Here is a 16,533-nt window from a genome sequence, read left to right on the forward strand (position 1 = left end):
CGAGAGACGCAGCGCGTGAGCGGCAGACCCCGTATCAGAGGTCGAGTTCGGCACGCAGCAGCTTGAAGAGCTTCTTGGCGCTGTTGGGCTGTTTGCCGGCGTCACGTTCGGCACGCGCATTGCGGATCAGCTGACGCAGGGCCTGACGGTCCACGTGAGGATAATCCTCGACGAAGATCACGAAGGCTTCATCGTCGTCCAGCAGTCGATCGCGCCAGCGTTCGAGACGCTGGAAGGAAGCATCGCGACGCACGTTCTGCTGCTCCATGGCTTCGAAGACGGCACGCACGGCGTCCAGGTCTTCCTTGCGCATCAGCTTGCCGACGTACTGCATGTGGCGACGCAGGCCTTCGTGACTACGAATGCGATGGGTCTCCTCGATGGCGGCCAGCATGTCGTCAGAGAGCGGGAACTTGGCGCGCTGGCCTTCCGGCAGATCGATGATCTTCTTGCCCAGCGCCTGCAGCTCGATCATCTCGCGCTTCAACTGGGACTTGCTGGGGCGCTCGACGAGCTCCTCGGGTCTTTCTTTACGCATGCCAATTCCAATGAGTCGGGGAAATTTGCGGCAGTATAGCACTGCCGGGCCCCCGTCTCCTCAGAAGGAGAACAACATGAGCCAGGCCTTTGATGCCGTTGCTCAGCAACAACTGCTCGAGCGTCGCGTCAGCGAAGCTCTCGAGCTTGCCCGCAGCCTGGGTGCCGACGCCTGTGAGGTCGGTGCCAGCGTCGATCAGGGTGTCAGCATCTCGGTGCGTGACGGCGAAGTCGAGACGGTCGAACTGTCACGTGACCAGGGCATCGGCGTGACCGTCTATCTCGGCAATCGCAAGGGCAGCGCAACATCTTCCGATGCTGGCAGCGACTCGATTCGTGCCGCGGTCGAGAAGGCGGTCTCCATCGCGCACTATACCGGCGAAGACAGCTTTGCCGGTCTGGCGCCGGCCGAGCTGATGGCCACCGACTTCCCTGATCTCCAGGCGCATCATCCTTGGGCGATCAGCGTCGATGAAGCGACTGACCTGGCACTGGCCTGTGAGCGTGCCGGGCTGGAAGTGGAGGGCATCGCGCAGTCCGAGGGCGCCAGCTTCTCCAGTGGCGAAGGCGTGCAGGTCTATGGCAACAGCCATGGGTTCCTGGCCAGCCAGTGCGGCAGCCGCCACTCGATGTCATGCATGCTGATCGCCAAGGATGCACAGGGCATGCAGCGTGACTATGACTACACCAGCGTGCGCAATCCGGCAGACCTGCGCTCTCCCGAGTCAGTGGGGCGTGAAGCCGCGCGCCGCACGCTGGCGCGCCTGAATGCGCGCAAGGTGGCGACGGGGCGCATGCCGGTGCTGTTCGACCCGCAGATGTCGGCCGGGCTGGTCGGTCACTACCTGTCTGCCATCGCCGGCGGCTCGCTGTACCGTGAGTCCAGCTTCCTGTGCGATAGCCTGGGTCAGCCGCTGTTCCCCGACTGGTTCACGCTGGGTGAGAAGCCGCGGGAAGTCGGTGGCATGTCCAGCGCCGCCTTCGACAACGATGGCGTCGCGACGCGTGACAATGTCTACTTTGCCGACGGCAAGGTGCAGAGCTACATGCTGAGCGCCTACAGCGCCCGTCGTCTGAACATGCAGACCACCGGCAACGCCGGCGGCGCGCGCAACGTGCGCATCACCGCGCCGTTGACCTCGCTCGATGAGATGCTCAAGCAGATGGGCACCGGCGTGCTGGTGACCGAGCTGATGGGCCAGGGCGTCAATGGCGTCACCGGTGACTACTCACGCGGCGCCTCCGGTTTCTGGGTTGAGAGCGGCGAGATCCAGCATGCGGTCGAGGAGTTCACCATTGCCGGCAACCTGCGCGACATGGCGGCCAATCTGCTGGCGGTCGGCGATGATGTCGATACGCGTGGCAGTATCCACAGCGGTAGCTGGCTGATCGATGGCATGACCGTCGCGGGCATGTCCGAAGGCGAAGACGAAGAGCTGGAAGGCTGATCGCTGAGGCCTCTCTGATCGTATGACAGGCGAGAAACAACACGGCCGCTCCCAAGGGAGCGGCCGTGTTGTTTCTAAAGCAGTCACTGGAACCCGTCGGGGGGGATTACAGGTAGAGCCAGGTTGCCAGCCCCAGGAAGGCCATGAAGCCGATCACGTCGGTCACGGTGGTCAATATCACGCTGCCGGAGAGGGCAGGGTCGATATTGAGCTTCTTGAGCAGCACCGGCAACAGCGTGCCCGTCACGGCGGCGATCAACAGATTGATCATGATCGCGGCGCCGATGATGGCCCCCAGCTGGACATCCCCGAACCACACGATGGCGATGCCGGCTACCACCACGGCCCATAACAGGCCGTTGAGCCCCGCGACGATGACCTCGCGCTTGAGTAGCCAGCGGACATTGCCGCTCTTGACGTGCCCCAGCGCGATACCGCGAATCAGGACGGTGAGTGCCTGAGAGCCCGCGATGCCGCCCATGCTGGCGACGATGGGCATCAGTACGGCCAGCGCGGTGATCTTCTGGATGGTGCCTTCGAACATGCCGATCACGGCGGAGGCCATGAAGGCGGTCAGCAGGTTGATGCCGAGCCAGACGGCGCGGCGCCACGAGGTCCGCATCACGGGAGAGAAGGTGTCTTCGTCCTCATCCATCCCCGCCATCGACATCACCTGGTGCTCGGCGTCGCCACGGATGACGTCGACCACGTCATCGATGGTGATACGGCCCAGCAGGTTGCCATCGCCGCCGACCACGGGCGCCGAGATCAGGTCGTGCTTCTCGAACAGCGAGGCGACTTCGGTTTCCGGCATCAGGGCTGGAATCACCACGCTGTCGGTGTCCATCACTTCGCGCACCGTGACGCCGGGGTCCGAGACCAGCAGGCGATTGATGGGCAGGGCACCGATGAATTCATCGCGACGTGAGACGACCAGCAGGGTATCGGTGGAGTCGGGCAGACGCTCGTGGCGGCGAATGTAGCGCAGCACCACGTCCAGGGTGATGTCCGGACGAATGGTGATGGTGTCCGTGTTCATCAGGCCGCCGGCGGTGTCCTCCGGGAAGGACAGTACCGTTTCGACGCGCAGGCGCTCCTGCGCCTCCATGGAGTCGAGCACTTCGAGAATCACCGCATTCGGCAGGCGCTGCAGAATGTCGGCGACATCATCCGGTTCCAGGTTCTCGGTGGCGGCGAGAACGTCGACGGCGTCCATGTCCTTGAGGAAGTCGGTCTGGATGTCTTCGCCAAGGTACTGAAGGACATCGCCCTGCAGCTCGGCATCGACCAGCTCCCAGAGCAGATTACGCTCCTTGGGGGGCGAGGATTCCAGCAGGTGGGCCACGTCCACCGGCGCGAGGCCGCGATTGAGCATGCGTCTTGCCTGTTCCAGCTCGCCGCTTTCCAGCGCCTGTGACAGGCGATCAAGTCTTGGCTTGAGTTTACGAGACGTCTTGCTCATCTGTCGGCTTCCCCTGTCGACATGAAGGACAGCGCTGATTCTACCATTGGCGTAGGGGGGCGCGTCGACAAAAGAAAACAGTGTTTCTTATCGAAAGGACAATCCGCGTCCCGCCACTGGCGCAAAAGCAGCGTTACATGGCTGCCAAGCGCAAGGATAGGTGCAGAGATAGGTATAAGGGGAGGTGCAAGGACAGGCGCAGGAACCGGTGCAGGAACAGGCGCTAGGCATCCTGCATGAGCAGTTAATGGTGTTGCCAGGGGGCCGCCAGAGGGGGCTGGCCGATAAGCGAGCGGGCCGAAAAGATAGTTGACCAAGAAGCGAGCTGGCTGAGGGAGGAAGGCTGAGCGCACAGCGCAAATCCACAGCGCTGTCAGTGGCGGTTATTCGTCTTCCTCGAAACGCGCCTCGAAGAGCGCCTCGATGGCCAGCATCGCCTCATCGGCCTGTTCGCCCTCGACATCGATCAGCAGCGTGGTGCCGCAGGGCGCGGCCAGCATCAGCAATGCCATCACATTGGCTGCATTGGCGCGTCGCTCGCCATGGCTGACCATCACCGTCGCGCAATAGGGCGCACAGCAATTGACCAGCTTGGTGGCTGCGCGGGCGTGCAGCCCGCGGCGGTTGGTCAACGTCAGCTCACGAGAGGCCATCGCGATGCTCCTGCTGATGCTCTTGCTGATCACTCGCCTCACCCGCGTTGCTCAGCGCGGTATGAATGCCCAGCTCGCGGTGACGCAGGCGCACCTCAGGCAGGCGCTCGGCGAAGTAGCTTGCCAGCTGCTCGCACAGGTAGACGCTGCGATGCTGGCCGCCGGTGCAGCCTACGGACACCGTCAGGTAGCTGCGGTTGCTGTCCTGATAGGCGGGCAGCCAGCGTTCCAACCAGCCGGCGATATCGTCATGCATCGCCTGGACGGTGGGGTAGCGCTGCAGGAATTCGGCCACGCTGTCATCGCGACCGGTATCACCGCGCAGATTGATGTCCCAGTACGGGTTGGGCAGGCAGCGGGCATCGAACACCATGTCGGCGTCGGTCGGCACGCCATGCTTGAAGCCGAAGGATTCAAAGGTCAGCGTCAGGTGGCGGGAGCTGTGCTGGGCGACCTGCTCGGTGATGCGCGAGCGCAGGTCATGCACGCTCAGGTTGGTCGAGTCGATGACCAGATCGGCCTTCTGGCGGATGGGAGCGAGCGTCTTCTGCTCGATCTCGATGGCCTCGGCCAGGGTGTGGTCATTGTCGCGCGTCAGAGGGTGACGACGACGGGTCGCCGAGTAGCGTTCCAGCAGCACTCGCGAATCGGTGGTCAGGTAGACGACCTGCACGTCCATGCCGCTCTGGCGGACGTTGTCGAGCAATTCGGGGAAGCGGGTCAAGGCTTCCGGCAGGTTGCGGGCATCGATGGAGACCGCGATGCGCCGGCGCGCCGGGCTGTCCTTTTCGAGCTGATCGACCAGTGGCGCCAGCAGCATGCCGGGCAGATTGTCGATGGCGTAGTAGCCAATATCTTCCAGCGCCTGGAGAGCGATGGATTTCCCGGAGCCGGAGCGGCCGCTGATGATCACGATCTTCATGAAGTGCTCTCCAAGGGCGAGGTCAACGTCGAAAGAATGCAGGGGTGGGGCAGAAGGCTGCCCGCTATCAGTGCGCTGTACGTCGGCCGATGGAAGGCCAGCAAGACGAAAGCCCGGACGATGTCCGGGCCTGTCATTCAGCGCGCCGGTAATTCGGCGATGGCTTGGGTCAATGCCTCAAAGAGTGCACGCTGGCTGTCTGCCTGGCGCAGGGCCGAGCGATTGGTCGGGGAATTGAGCAATTCCGCGACCTGCCCGAGCAGCGTCAGATGGGTCTCATCCGCTTCCTCAGGCACCAGCAGCACGAACAGCAGATCGATGGGTTCTCCGTCGATGGCATCGAAGTCGATGGGTTCACCGAGCTTCAGAAACGCAGCGATTGGCGTCTTGCAATGCGGGCTGCGTGCATGGGGCACGGCCACACCGTGGCCAATGCCGGTCGACCCCAGTCTCTCGCGCCCGATCAGGCGCGAGAAGACTTCCTGGCTATCCAGGCTGGGAATGTTCTGTGCGATGAAGGTGCTGAAGAATTCAAGCACCCGCTTCTTGCTCCCCCCGGGGACACCGTACAGCGTGCGCTCGGGGGGAAGGATCTGATCAAGTGTCATGGCTGAAGGTCAACGGGTCCCGGTGCCCTGAGAGCGAGCTTGGGACTTTTCCTTGTGTTTGACCAGCTGGCGATCCAGCTTGTCGGCGAGCGCGTCGATGGCAGCGTACATGTTGGGGTCTTCTGCCAGGGCGTGGAGGTCAGCGCCTGCCGCGTGCAAGGTGCAGGCAGCCTGCTGGCGCTCCTTCTCGATCGACAGTGTCACCTGAACATTGGTGATGTTGTCGTAATGCCGTTCGAGGCGAGCGAGCTTCTCGTTGACGTAATCGCGGAGAGGATCGGTAAGTTCCACATGATGCCCGGTGATATTCACTTGCATGGACACGCTCCTTTATCCAGCGGGTTGCCATTCAATTGTAACCCTTTTTGACTACGAGCAAACCCTGATCGGACGCTCTGCAACAGGCTTGACGGCCACCGTCTGGCGATGTTTTCGCACCCTTGCCAGTGGCGTCAGAAGTCGTGAGCGTCTGTACCGACAATGCCCAAGCTTTGCGCAAAGATCAACGCTGCGCTGCATCGTGGCTCAGTGCTTGTCTTCAACTCAGTGAGGGGTGTCGGAGTGGACTTCAAGGGCACGTCTGATGGGTGGTGCGTGAAAGACGCGCAAGAAGGCGGGTTTTCGTCGCCAATCCCTGCATGTACGTCGCCTTTCAGGCGCTTCGATTGCGTGGAGCAAGCGGCGTTCCGGGAGGTTCTCCGGGTGTCATCCAGGTGCAATGCGCGCAAAAGTGACTTTAAAAACATGCGATTGACGGTGAATGACGCTGCCGGAACGGCGGTTTTTTACCGTCATCCTGCGCGCCGTCATGGCCCATGACGGGCAATTGATGAGCGGTTGACGGCATGACAGAGCGTACGACAGGCGTACCGCTACCCGCGAAGTCAGAGGCTGATGAGCGGAAAATCCAGCGCTTGAGGTTGGCGGCGGCTGCCATTGTGGAGGTGAAAGCAGGGCATGGCAGCCGCAGGTGACGCGTCAGGCCAGACGCTTGCGCTCGCTGGAGGAGGGGATGCCCATCGCTTCGCGATACTTGGCCACGGTACGGCGTGCGACCTCGATGCCATCGCTGGCGAGCAGGTCGACCAGCCGCGAGTCGGAGAGAGGCTTGCGGGCCGGCTCTTCCGCGATCAGCTTGCGGATGCGGGCACGAATGGCGGTGCTTGAGTGGGCGTCGCCACTGCCGCTGCCACCGACCTGGCTCGAGAAGAAGAACTTGAGCTCGAAGACGCCGCGTGGGGTGTGGATGTACTTCTGGGTCGTGACCCGCGAGATGGTCGATTCGTGCATCTCGACCACTTCGGCGATGTTGGCCAGAATCAGCGGCTTCATGCCTTCCTCGCCTTGCTCGAGGAAATCGATCTGGCGTGCCATGATCTCGCGGCCGACCTTGAGCAGGGTGTCATTGCGTGATGACAGGCTCTTCATCAGCCAGCGCGCTTCCTGCAGGTTGTCCTTGAGGAAGGTGTTGTCGGCGGACTTGTCGGCACGCTTGATCAGTGCGGCGTATTCCGGCTGGATGCGCAGCTTGGGCAGCGCTTCCGGGTTGAGCTCGACCTGCCAGCCATGGCGGGTATGGCGCACCAGCAGATCTGGGATCACGTAATCGCTGGCGGGCTCGCCCCAAGCGGATGCCGGACGCGGATCGAGCGCACGCACCAGACGAATGACGTGATCCAGCTCGTCATCGTCAAGGCTCAGGCGGCGCTTGAGCAGCTTGCGATCATCGTTGCCCAGTGCCTCGAGGAATTGACGTACCAGGCGGCGCGCCTGCGCCAGCAGCGGCAGGTCATCCGGCAGCAGTGCCAGTTGCAGCAGCAGGCATTCGCGCAGATCACGGGCGAAGACGCCGGTCGGGTCGAACTGCTGCAGACGCAGCAATACCTGCTCGAGTTCGGAGGCCTTGAGGCCGGGCAGGCCCTGGCCGCGCAGGCCATCGACCAGCTCGTCGAGTGACAGGCTCAGATAGCCGGCACCGTCGACGGCATCGATCAGGCTCTCCGCCATCTGGCGTTCACGGCCATCGAGGTCGGTCATCGCCAGCTGCCAGCGCAGGTGGTCCTGCAGGCTCTCGACACTGGTATTGCGATCGAAGTCCGGCCCTTCTTCACTCCCGCTGCCACTGCCGGAGCTGGTCAGGCTACCGGCGTGGTCCTGGTAGAGGTCCGACCAGTCACTGTCGAGGGGGTATTCCTCGGGAATCTCGCTCGAGGAGTCGGCAGTGGAGATCTCGCTTGAATCCTGTGTCTCGACGACATCCAGCGACTCGTAGTCCTCGTCGAGCTCCAACATGGGGTTGGACTCGAGGGCTTGCTGAATCTCCTGACGCAGGTCGAGCGTCGACAGCTGCAGCAGCTGGATCGCTTGCTGGAGCTGCGGCGTCATGGTCAGCGAGGTGCCGAGGCGGAGTTGCAGGGTGGGTTTCATGGAGTCAGTCAATTCACGGCAAAGGAACGTGCTTACTACGCTATACCGTGACTTGGGGCACTGACAAGTGGTTGCCGTGAATATTAAAGCAACTTGCATGCCATGTTTCCACCAAGGTGGTATGGACGTCATGCATGCGTCTGATGTCAGACATGAAAAAGCCGCTACGCGATAAAATCACGCAGCGGCTTTCGAAGCTTTTACCTCGCGAGGACTCAGCGCAGCCGCAGTCCCTAGAGCTTGAACTCGTGGCCCAGGTAGACGTCGCGCACCTGCTGGTTGGCCAGGATGGAGTCTGCATCACCGTGGGCGATGATCTGGCCATCGCCGACGATATAGGCGGTGTCACAGATATCGAGTGTCTCGCGCACGTTGTGGTCGGTGATCAGCACGCCGATGCCACGGTCGCGCAGTTGGCGCACGATGCTCTTGATCTCGCCCACCGAGATGGGGTCGACGCCGGCGAAGGGCTCATCGAGCAGCACGAAGTCCGGCTCGGTGGCCAGTGCACGGGCGATCTCGACCCGACGACGCTCGCCACCGGACAGGCTCATACCGGCACTGGCGCGGATGTGCGTGATGCTGAATTCCTCGAGCAACTCTTCAAGGCGTGCCTTGCGGCCATTGCGATCCAGGTCCTTGCGGGTCTCCAGGATCGCCATGATGTTGTCGGCCACCGACAGCTTGCGGAAGATCGACGCTTCCTGCGGCAGATAGCCGATGCCGGCGCGTGCACGCTGATGCATGGCGGCAGCGGAGAGGTCCTTGTCATCGATGGAGACGTTGCCGGCATCGGCGCGCACCAGTCCGACGATCATGTAGAACGAGGTCGTCTTGCCGGCGCCGTTGGGGCCCAGCAGGCCGACGATGTCGCCCTGGCGGATCTCCAGCGAGATGTCCTTGACCACCTTGCGGCCCTTGTAGGCCTTGGCCAGATGGCGAGCGCTCAGCGTACGCGGAGTAGCAGCAGTCATGACTCAGTTTTCCTTGCTGGCATTGGCGCCGCGTGGCGTCAGAGTCATGTGCACGCGACCGCCTTCGGTCTGCTGTGCCGTCTTGCTGTTGTTGGCGTTCACCTGGCGCTTGTCGAGGAAGTACTCCACGTAGCCGCCTTCGAAGGTGTCATCGCCTTTCTCGAGACGCGCGTTGCCGACCAGCTCCACGCGGCGCTCCAGTGCATGGTAGCGGATGGTGTCGGCCCAGCCCTTGACCAGCTTCTCGTCGGGTGCGGGTTGCTGTTCCAGGTAGGCACGCTTGCCGGTGGCCTTGACCAGCGAGATCTCGCCGCTGCCGGCGCGGCTGATATCGACGCGGCTGGCATCGAGTTTCATGCTGCCCTGGCGCATCTCCACCTGGCCGGTGTAGGTGGCGGTACCGGCCTTGTCATCGAGCGACAGGGCGTCCGCGGCGATGTTGATCGGCTGGCTGGCATCGCTGTCCAGCGCCATGGCGGCCGGGGCGAAGGTGGACATGCCCAGTGCCAGGCAGAGCGCCATGACACCGCTGTTGAGGGTCTGGCGACAGGCCGTCAAGGGCTTGCGAGTCGTGGAAGTCATGGTGGCTCCTTGGCATGACGGGGTCGCCGCCCGAGCAATGATGCCATCGAGCGGCAGAGAAGAAGGTGTTGCGGCGCGGGTCATGGCGTGAAGGCCAGCCCGGCGGATTCATTCACCGCTGGCAGGCGCTGCCTCGAAGGTGCTGTTGACGCGCCCATCATCGGAGGTGGTGCTGTCGGCGCCCGAGTCGATGCGCTCGGCTTCCTTGCTGGCCTCGCTCTGGCCTGTGCCGGGTTGCAGGACGCTGCGAACACGGCCCTGCAGCACGGCGGAATCCTGTGAGAGGTCGGCGCTGAAGCTGTCGCTTTCGACATGCTGGCCATTCTGGGTGATCACGACCGGCACGTCACTCCAGGCGCGATTCTGATCACGGCTGTAGTGCAGGACATCGGTATCGAGGGTCCAGCGGTCATCGGGCTGGCGCAGTCTGGCATCACCCTTGAGGGTGAAGGTGTCGCCGCCGGCGCTCAACACGCCACTGTCACCCGTGGCATACCAGCGGCGGTCTTCACTGTCGTTGGTGCGAATCTTCGGGGTCTGCGCCCGGGTCACGTCATCGCCTGGCGTGTGCTCGATATGCGGCGAGGTCATGGACTGGATCGCCACGCCGCGTGCATCGAAGCGTGTCATGTCTGCCCCGTCGAGATAGTAATCCGGCTCACTGCTGTCGACCTCGACATTGACGGTCGATTCCAGGCTGTTGCGCTGCTCGATCAGCGCCAGCACGCCACCGACGAGCAGCAACAGCAGCATCAGCCAGAGACGCGGAGAAGGGCGGGGCAGACGTAACATCAGGGACGCGACTCCTGCAGGTAGGTATCCAGCACCGAGGCCCAGTGGCCCTGTGCCTTGAGCAGCAGATCACAGAGCTCGCGCACGGCGCCATCGCCGCCCTGGCGTGAGGTGACCCAGTTGGCCTCGCTCATCACGTAGGCCATGGCGTTGGGCACGCTGACGCCGAGACCGACACGACGAATGGCCTCGCGGTCCGGCAGGTCATCGCCACAATAGGCGACTTCTTCCAGCTCGATCCCGTGCTCGCGGCACAGGTCGGTCAGCGCGACCAGCTTGTCTTCACGGCCCTGGATGACATCCTGAATGCCCAGTTCCTTGGCGCGACGCTCGACCATCGGCGAGCTGCGGCCGGTGATCAGCGCGACGCGAACGCCACTGCGCAGCACCAGCTTGAGGCCATGACCGTCCTGGACGTGGAAGGACTTGGTCTCGACGCCATTGGCATCGTAGTGCAGACGGTTGTCGGTGAGCACGCCGTCGACATCCAGCGCCAGCAGACGCACGCGGCGTGCGCGGTCGATGATGTCCTGCGGATATTCTTCGCTCAGGGAATTCGTGTCGCTCATGGTCTTTCTCCTCGCACTCCGTGCATGCTTGACGCTGTCCTGTGAACGGCGCTGATGGGCGTTGAGCGGTGGCGTCTTGCCGGGACGATCTGCCGTCGAACAGAGACAGCGAACGCCCGCGGGAGTTCAGATCACGCCGCTGGCCAGCAGGCCGTGCATATGGATGGCTCCGATGGGGTGCTCATCCTCGTCACAGACTACCAGAACGCTGATGCGGTTTTCTTCCATGATGCGCACCGCTTCGGCGGCCAGCATGCTGGCGCGCACGGTCTTGCCGCCACGGGTCATGACATCATCGACCTTCAGTGCGCGCAGATCGCCGTGCTGGTCGAGGGTGCGGCGCAGGTCACCATCGGTATAGACGCCGACCAGGTGGTCGTCATCATCGATCACGCAGGTGAAGCCCATGCCCTGACGCGTGATCTCGAGCAGCGCATCGCGCAGCGGGCTGCCGAGCGCCACGCGCGGCAGGGCGTCGCCATGATGCATCACGTCCTGGACCCGCAGCAGCAGGCGTCGACCCAGGCTGCCGCCCGGGTGGGAAAGGGCGAATTCCTCGGCAGTGAAGCCGCGGGCCTCCAGCAGTGCCACCGCCAGGGCGTCGCCCATCACCAGCGCAGCGGTGGTCGAGGCGGTCGGTGCCAGATTCAGCGGGCAGGCTTCCTGGGCGACGCTGGTGTCCAGATGCGCCTCGGCGTCACGCGCCAGGGTCGAGCCGGGTTTGCCGGTCATCGAGACCAGCGGGGTGCCCATGCGCTTCAAGAGCGGCAGCAGCGCCGTGACTTCGGCGGTCTCCCCGGAGTTGGACAGCGCCAGCACCACATCGGCCGGCGTGATCATGCCCAGGTCACCATGGCTGGCTTCACCGGGGTGGACGAAGAAGGCCGGCGTGCCGGTGCTGGCCAGGGTGGCGGCGATCTTGCTGGCGACATGGCCGGATTTGCCCATGCCGGTGACGATGACGCGGCCCTTGGTGGCCAGCATCAGCTGACAGGCGCGGTCGAAGTCGTCATCGAGATGGCTTTCGAGCGCGGCGATGGCCGCTTCCTCAATGGCGAAGGTGCGGCGGGCGCTGGCGCGAAAATCCGCCTGGCTGGCCGGAGTCTCATCGGCGACGGACTGGCTGGCGGCGGTCTGACTTGAAGCAGAAGTGCCAGGCGTGGTGGCGTGCGGGGTGCTGGAAGGCTCGGTCATGATCGAATTGTTGCCTGTGGTTGGCCAGGGCTCAAACCGCGCGGAAAGGGCGTGTCATTCCGCGCGGCGGCGTGGCAAACGATGATGAAGACGCTGCCGTCAGCGAGTCAGGCTGATGGCAAGCCAGGCCGTGTAGGCCAGATAGCAGGCGAGCAGGATAACACCTGGGCCGCGACCGATGCGCCCACGGCGCTGCCAGATGAGCAGCGCGGCCAGCAGCAGCGTCAGCCCCAGCATCACCGGATAGTCGCGGCTGATGGCGCTACCATCCACCGGGCCCGGCGCCAGCAGGCCCGGCACGGGCAGCACGGCGAGGATGTTGAACAGGTTGGAACCGATGACGTTGCCGATGGCGATGTCGTGATGGCGCTTGAGGGCGCTGGCCACGCTGGCGGCCAGCTCCGGCAGGCTGGTACCGATGGCGATCACGGTCAGGCCGATGATCAATTCCGGCACGCCGAGTGCCTGGGCGATGTCGGTCGCTCCCCACACCAGCGCACGCGAGCTGGCGATCAGCACCGCCAGCCCGACCAGCAGCCAGAAGATGGCGCGTCCGGTGCTCATCTCGGGCACGTCATCCTGGCTTTCCGCCTCGCTCGGCGAATCGACCTTGAACAGCCACACCAGCGTGAAGACCAGCAGGGCCAGCAGCAGGATGCCATCGAGACGCTCGAGCCCGCTGTTGGACAGCGCATAACCGCCAAGCGCCGTGGCCGCCAGCAGCAGCGGCAACTCGCGGCGCACCAGCCCGAAATGCACCGGAATCGGGGCGATCAACGCCGTGACGCCGAGTACCAGGCCGATATTGGCGATGTTGGAGCCCAGCGCATTGCCGGTCGCGATATCCGGAGTGCCATCAAGAGAGGCCATGATGGAGACGACGATCTCGGGGGCAGAGGTGCCGACGGAGACGATCGTCATCCCGATCAGCAGCTTGCTCATCCCGGCGCGCCACGCAGTGGCCGCGGCTCCTTCGACGAAGCGATCAGCACTCCAGACAAGACCAATCAGGCCGATGACGACTGCAAGGATGGGATATAGCATCAGAACTCTCGGGGCAGGGGGCAGGGCGGTGGCGTATCGCCGGGAACCGCGCCATTAAACGCATCCCCCCAATCCTTTGCAAGACAGCGGCCATGTTCCCATTGTCGAGCCTCTTGCCGAGCGCTTTGTTGAGCGCGTCACCACCCGCGGCACGGCTCTGTTGCCTTGATGAGACTGGCGGCACAGGGGTGGGTTCGGATACGATGTTCGCTAACTAACTTGATCCTTGGATCCCATGACTCGGACATTCGACCTGTTCACGAGCCGACAGCGTGTAGCTCGTCACGGCGAAGGTCCCTCACAGCGGATGCTTCTATGACTGATTTGCCCGGTCAGACCGCAACCCGGACGGGTGCGGACGGCCAGGATGCGCAGGCTTCTTCACGCGGCGCGGCAGGCGAGATCAATCTCGATGACGCCCTGATTCGTGTCGAAGGCCTGCGGTTCACCCGTGGAGAGCGCGAGATATTCTCCGGCATCGACCTCAAGATCCCGCGCGGCAAGATAACCGCCATCATGGGGCCTTCCGGTACCGGCAAGACGACACTGCTCAAGTTGATCGGCGGTCAGTTGACGCCCTCGGCGGGGCGCGTCGAGATCGCCGGCTTGCACGTGCATGGCCTGTCGCGGCGCGAGCTGTTTCGCATGCGCCGTCGCATGGGCATGCTGTTTCAGAGCGGTGCCCTGTTCTCCGATCTGAGCGTGTTCGAGAATGTCGCCTTCCCGCTGCGCGTCCACACCGATCTCCCTGATGCGATGATTCGTGACATCGTGCTGATCAAGCTCGAGTCCGTCGGGCTGCGCGGCGCGCGCGAATTGATGCCGGCCGAACTCTCCGGCGGCATGACGCGGCGTGTGGCACTGGCGCGAGCCATCGCGCTGGACCCGGACCTCATCATGTACGACGAGCCCTTTGCCGGGCAGGACCCCATCTCGATGGGCGTGCTGGTCAACCTGATCCGTCGCCTCAACGATGCGCTGGGCATGACGGCGCTGGTGGTCTCGCACGACATCAAGGAAACGCTGACCATCGCCGATTACGTCTATGTGATCGCCGATGGCAAGGTGATGGCGCAGGGTACCCCCGAGGCGCTGAACGCCGAATCGGACCCGCGTGTGGCCCAGTTCATCCACGGCAAGCCGGATGGCCCGGTGCCCTTCCATTATCCCGCCCCGGACTTCGCCGGCGACATTCTCGATGGTCGCGAATCGGCAACCCGCAGGAGAGAGTCATGAGTGGTCTGAATCGTGGCCCGCTCGGGGCCATCACGTCACTGGGCCGCAGCAGCATCGACGTGATCGCGGCCATCGGGCGTGCCGGCATGCTGCTGGTGCAGGCCGGTATCGGCATTCCGTCCCGTGAGGGCATCGGCCTGTGGGTACGGCAGATGCACTTCGTCGGTGTACTGTCGCTGGCCATCGTGCTGGTCTCGGGGCTGTTCATCGGCATGGTGCTGGCGCTGCAGGGCTACACCATTCTGGTCGGTTTCGGCGCCGAGGAGGCGCTGGGGCAGATGGTGTCGCTGTCACTGCTGCGCGAGCTGGCGCCTGTGGTCGCGGCCTTGCTGTTTGCCGGGCGCGCGGGGTCGGCGCTGACGGCGGAGATCGGCCTGATGAAGGCCACCGAGCAGTTGACCAGCATGGAGATGATCGGCGTCGATCCGCTCAAGCGCATCGTCGCGCCGCGCCTGTGGGCCGGGTTCGTCTCGCTGCCGCTGCTGACCATCGGCTTCAGTGTCGTCGGCATCTGGGGCGGCAAGCTGGTGGGGGTCGACTGGCTGGGCATCTACGAGGGCGCCTACTGGAGCAGCATGCAGTCGAACGTCGATTTCATCGGTGATGTCATGAACGGCGTCATCAAGTCACTGGTCTTCGGGCTGGTGGTCAGCTGGATCGCCGTCTTCCAGGGCTATGACCTGATCCCGACCTCGGAAGGCATTTCGCGCGCCACCACACGTACCGTGGTTTATTCATCTTTGGCGGTGCTGGGACTCGACTTTGTCCTCACGGCCGTCATGTTCGGAGAGATTTGATGAAACGTACCCGCATGCTCGAGTTCGGCGTGGGCCTGTTCATACTCGCTGGTTTCCTGGGAATGGTCTTCCTGGGACTGCGTGTCAGCGGCGTCACGTTCCAGCAGGCCGATGACACCTTCGTGCTCAATGCCAACTTCTCAGGGATCGGAAGCCTCAAGGCGCGGTCAAAGGTCACGATGGCAGGTGTTGCCGTCGGCAGCGTCGAGAAGATCGAGCTGGACCCGAAGTGGTTTGACGCCCGTGTCACGATGAAGCTCGACAGCAGCCTGCGTGGCAAGCTGAGCAAGGACACCACCGCCGCCATCCTGACGTCCGGCCTGCTGGGCGAGCAGTACATCGGCCTGAGCACCGGGGGAGACCCGGACGTGCTGGAGGACGGCGATACCATTCGCGATACCCAGTCTGCACTGGTGCTGGAAGAGTTGATCCAGCAGTTCGTGTCCAATTTTTCGAAGAGCTGATTCTCGAAGCGTTGATATTCGAAGTATTGATATTCGATGCGCTGTTCATCGCAGTGCAGGCACCCGGTGCACGCGTGTGATGCACCGACAGACCTGACTCGGTGCCTGCGGTTTCACGTTCGAGCACGATGCACATTTTCAAGGAGCAACCCTGATGACCTCTAGCCTCAAGAAGCTGATTCGTCCGTTGAGCGTGCTGAGCCTGTCCGCCCTGATGGCGCTGAGCCCGCTGGCCATGGCCGCCCCGCAGGAGCCGGACGTGCTGCTGCGCGACACGGTCGAGGGCCTGACCACCAAGATCGATAGCCGCGAGAGCTACTACAAGGACAACGTCGACGAGCTGGAAACCCTGGTGGATTCCGCGCTGAAGCCGGTGGTGGATTATCGCTACATCGCCGCCAGCGTGATGGGCAAGTACTTCAAGGGCGCCTCTCCTGAGCAGCGCACCGAATTCTCCAAGGTCTTCCATGACACCCTGATCGGCACCTACGCCAAGGGTCTGGTGAGCTTCGATTACGCCAGGCTGGACGTGAAGGACAGCGAAGGAGAGCGTCGCTATGAAGACCAGGACACCGTCTACATGGACGTGGTCGATACCAAGGGCAAGGTCTACCCGGTGGCCTATTCCATGCGTCTGCGCAACGACGAGTGGAAGGTGGTCAACGTGATCGTCAACGGCGTCAACCTGGGCCTGACCTTCCGCAACCAGTTCGATCAGGCCATGCGTGACAACGGCCGCGACATCGACGCCGTCATCAAGGGCTGGCAGCCGGATGTCGACCTCGAGAAGGGTGAGGGGGATCAGGGCAACAGCTGAGCCCTGT

The 16,533-nt window shown here is 63.3% G+C and carries 18 protein-coding genes; 5 read left to right on the top strand and 13 right to left on the bottom strand.

Features of this window, described 5'->3' with window-relative positions; translation table 11 throughout:
• Window positions 1–34: 34 nt before the first annotated feature.
• Complete coding sequence (gene yjgA / locus R2R70_RS00215) at window positions 35–538, bottom strand: ribosome biogenesis factor YjgA (protein ID WP_043332563.1); 504 nt, start codon at window positions 536–538, stop codon at window positions 35–37.
• Window positions 539–614: 76 nt separating this feature from the next.
• On the opposite strand from yjgA, the gene pmbA reads away from it, so the two are divergent.
• Window positions 615–1,985 carry a metalloprotease PmbA gene (gene pmbA / locus R2R70_RS00220; RefSeq protein ID WP_410976931.1) on the top strand — a complete coding sequence of 457 codons (1,371 nt, stop codon included), beginning with the start codon at window positions 615–617 and terminating at the stop codon, window positions 1,983–1,985.
• Window positions 1,986–2,091: 106 nt separating this feature from the next.
• Here pmbA and mgtE read toward each other — a convergent pair whose 3' ends face one another.
• The 12 genes from mgtE to R2R70_RS00280 all read right to left on the bottom strand — a co-directional run bounded on the left by mgtE (window position 2,092) and on the right by R2R70_RS00280 (window position 13,212).
• Window positions 2,092–3,447: a magnesium transporter gene (mgtE, locus tag R2R70_RS00225; protein WP_043332561.1), complete on the bottom strand. Its 1,356-nt coding sequence runs from the start codon at window positions 3,445–3,447 to the stop codon at window positions 2,092–2,094.
• Window positions 3,448–3,830: 383 nt separating this feature from the next.
• Window positions 3,831–4,100 (bottom strand): HPr family phosphocarrier protein, encoded by a 270-nt coding sequence (locus R2R70_RS00230; RefSeq protein ID WP_043332560.1) that lies wholly within the window; start codon window positions 4,098–4,100, stop codon window positions 3,831–3,833.
• The gene (rapZ, locus tag R2R70_RS00235; protein ID WP_107335427.1) at window positions 4,087–5,022 is read right to left on the bottom strand and encodes an RNase adapter RapZ; all 936 of its coding nucleotides are present in this window, start codon (window positions 5,020–5,022) and stop codon (window positions 4,087–4,089) included. The genes R2R70_RS00230 and rapZ overlap by 14 nt, the downstream gene beginning before the upstream one ends.
• 137 nt (window positions 5,023–5,159) lie before the next feature.
• Window positions 5,160–5,630 (bottom strand): PTS sugar transporter subunit IIA, encoded by a 471-nt coding sequence (locus tag R2R70_RS00240; protein WP_043332557.1) that lies wholly within the window; start codon window positions 5,628–5,630, stop codon window positions 5,160–5,162.
• 9 nt (window positions 5,631–5,639) lie between these two features.
• Window positions 5,640–5,948 carry a ribosome hibernation-promoting factor, HPF/YfiA family gene (gene hpf / locus R2R70_RS00245; protein ID WP_043332555.1) on the bottom strand — a complete coding sequence of 103 codons (309 nt, stop codon included), beginning with the start codon at window positions 5,946–5,948 and terminating at the stop codon, window positions 5,640–5,642.
• A 660-nt stretch (window positions 5,949–6,608) separates the two neighbouring features.
• Complete coding sequence (locus R2R70_RS00250; protein ID WP_054555105.1) at window positions 6,609–8,057, bottom strand: RNA polymerase factor sigma-54; 1,449 nt, start codon at window positions 8,055–8,057, stop codon at window positions 6,609–6,611.
• A 233-nt stretch (window positions 8,058–8,290) separates the two neighbouring features.
• Window positions 8,291–9,031, bottom strand: coding sequence for an LPS export ABC transporter ATP-binding protein (gene lptB / locus R2R70_RS00255; protein ID WP_107335425.1), 741 nt, complete (start codon window positions 9,029–9,031; stop codon window positions 8,291–8,293).
• A gap of 3 nt (window positions 9,032–9,034) precedes the next feature.
• Complete coding sequence (gene lptA, locus R2R70_RS00260) at window positions 9,035–9,613, bottom strand: lipopolysaccharide transport periplasmic protein LptA (protein WP_225347607.1); 579 nt, start codon at window positions 9,611–9,613, stop codon at window positions 9,035–9,037.
• 108 nt (window positions 9,614–9,721) lie between these two features.
• On the bottom strand, window positions 9,722–10,405 hold the full coding sequence (lptC, locus tag R2R70_RS00265; protein WP_410976932.1) for an LPS export ABC transporter periplasmic protein LptC: 684 nt from the start codon (window positions 10,403–10,405) through the stop codon (window positions 9,722–9,724).
• The gene (locus R2R70_RS00270; RefSeq protein ID WP_052384400.1) at window positions 10,405–10,974 is read right to left on the bottom strand and encodes a KdsC family phosphatase; all 570 of its coding nucleotides are present in this window, start codon (window positions 10,972–10,974) and stop codon (window positions 10,405–10,407) included. The genes lptC and R2R70_RS00270 overlap by 1 nt, the downstream gene beginning before the upstream one ends.
• 126 nt (window positions 10,975–11,100) lie before the next feature.
• Entirely contained in the window at window positions 11,101–12,168 is a 1,068-nt protein-coding gene (locus tag R2R70_RS00275; protein WP_107335422.1) for a KpsF/GutQ family sugar-phosphate isomerase, read from the bottom strand.
• Between the two features lie 99 nt (window positions 12,169–12,267).
• Window positions 12,268–13,212 carry a calcium/sodium antiporter gene (locus tag R2R70_RS00280; protein ID WP_043332549.1) on the bottom strand — a complete coding sequence of 315 codons (945 nt, stop codon included), beginning with the start codon at window positions 13,210–13,212 and terminating at the stop codon, window positions 12,268–12,270.
• Window positions 13,213–13,527: 315 nt separating this feature from the next.
• On the opposite strand from R2R70_RS00280, the gene R2R70_RS00285 reads away from it, so the two are divergent.
• From R2R70_RS00285 to R2R70_RS00300, 4 genes are all read left to right on the top strand, one after another.
• On the top strand, window positions 13,528–14,448 hold the full coding sequence (locus R2R70_RS00285) for an ABC transporter ATP-binding protein (RefSeq protein ID WP_082388135.1): 921 nt from the start codon (window positions 13,528–13,530) through the stop codon (window positions 14,446–14,448).
• Window positions 14,445–15,245: a lipid asymmetry maintenance ABC transporter permease subunit MlaE gene (gene mlaE / locus R2R70_RS00290; protein ID WP_043332547.1), complete on the top strand. Its 801-nt coding sequence runs from the start codon at window positions 14,445–14,447 to the stop codon at window positions 15,243–15,245. The genes R2R70_RS00285 and mlaE overlap by 4 nt, the downstream gene beginning before the upstream one ends.
• On the top strand, window positions 15,245–15,709 hold the full coding sequence (gene mlaD, locus R2R70_RS00295) for an outer membrane lipid asymmetry maintenance protein MlaD (RefSeq protein WP_043332545.1): 465 nt from the start codon (window positions 15,245–15,247) through the stop codon (window positions 15,707–15,709). The genes mlaE and mlaD overlap by 1 nt, the downstream gene beginning before the upstream one ends.
• Before the next feature lie 154 nt (window positions 15,710–15,863).
• Window positions 15,864–16,526, top strand: a complete 663-nt coding sequence (locus tag R2R70_RS00300) for a phospholipid-binding protein MlaC (RefSeq protein ID WP_043332543.1) — start codon at window positions 15,864–15,866, stop codon at window positions 16,524–16,526.
• The last annotated feature ends 7 nt before the right edge of the window (window positions 16,527–16,533 follow it).

It is taken from the genome of Cobetia sp. SIMBA_158, from assembly GCF_046566945.1.
In the GTDB taxonomy this organism is placed as follows: domain Bacteria; phylum Pseudomonadota; class Gammaproteobacteria; order Pseudomonadales; family Halomonadaceae; genus Cobetia; species Cobetia amphilecti.

Excerpts from the sequence above, each read along its gene's own strand:
- R2R70_RS00285 (WP_082388135.1), top strand. The coding sequence starts at position 13,528 with ATGACTGATTTGCCCGGTCAGACCGCAACCCGGACGGGTGCGGACGGC.
- mlaE (WP_043332547.1), top strand. The coding sequence starts at position 14,445 with ATGAGTGGTCTGAATCGTGGCCCGCTCGGGGCCATCACGTCACTGGGC.
- lptC (WP_410976932.1), bottom strand. The coding sequence starts at position 10,405 with ATGTTACGTCTGCCCCGCCCTTCTCCGCGTCTCTGGCTGATGCTGCTG.
- mgtE (WP_043332561.1), bottom strand. The coding sequence starts at position 3,447 with ATGAGCAAGACGTCTCGTAAACTCAAGCCAAGACTTGATCGCCTGTCA.
- mlaD (WP_043332545.1), top strand. The coding sequence starts at position 15,245 with ATGAAACGTACCCGCATGCTCGAGTTCGGCGTGGGCCTGTTCATACTC.
- R2R70_RS00250 (WP_054555105.1), bottom strand. The coding sequence starts at position 8,057 with ATGAAACCCACCCTGCAACTCCGCCTCGGCACCTCGCTGACCATGACG.
- hpf (WP_043332555.1), bottom strand. The coding sequence starts at position 5,948 with ATGCAAGTGAATATCACCGGGCATCATGTGGAACTTACCGATCCTCTC.
- rapZ (WP_107335427.1), bottom strand. The coding sequence starts at position 5,022 with ATGAAGATCGTGATCATCAGCGGCCGCTCCGGCTCCGGGAAATCCATC.
- R2R70_RS00300 (WP_043332543.1), top strand. The coding sequence starts at position 15,864 with ATGACCTCTAGCCTCAAGAAGCTGATTCGTCCGTTGAGCGTGCTGAGC.
- R2R70_RS00230 (WP_043332560.1), bottom strand. The coding sequence starts at position 4,100 with ATGGCCTCTCGTGAGCTGACGTTGACCAACCGCCGCGGGCTGCACGCC.
- R2R70_RS00270 (WP_052384400.1), bottom strand. The coding sequence starts at position 10,974 with ATGAGCGACACGAATTCCCTGAGCGAAGAATATCCGCAGGACATCATC.
- lptA (WP_225347607.1), bottom strand. The coding sequence starts at position 9,613 with ATGACTTCCACGACTCGCAAGCCCTTGACGGCCTGTCGCCAGACCCTC.
- yjgA (WP_043332563.1), bottom strand. The coding sequence starts at position 538 with ATGCGTAAAGAAAGACCCGAGGAGCTCGTCGAGCGCCCCAGCAAGTCC.
- pmbA (WP_410976931.1), top strand. The coding sequence starts at position 615 with ATGAGCCAGGCCTTTGATGCCGTTGCTCAGCAACAACTGCTCGAGCGT.
- R2R70_RS00240 (WP_043332557.1), bottom strand. The coding sequence starts at position 5,630 with ATGACACTTGATCAGATCCTTCCCCCCGAGCGCACGCTGTACGGTGTC.
- lptB (WP_107335425.1), bottom strand. The coding sequence starts at position 9,031 with ATGACTGCTGCTACTCCGCGTACGCTGAGCGCTCGCCATCTGGCCAAG.
- R2R70_RS00280 (WP_043332549.1), bottom strand. The coding sequence starts at position 13,212 with ATGCTATATCCCATCCTTGCAGTCGTCATCGGCCTGATTGGTCTTGTC.
- R2R70_RS00275 (WP_107335422.1), bottom strand. The coding sequence starts at position 12,168 with ATGACCGAGCCTTCCAGCACCCCGCACGCCACCACGCCTGGCACTTCT.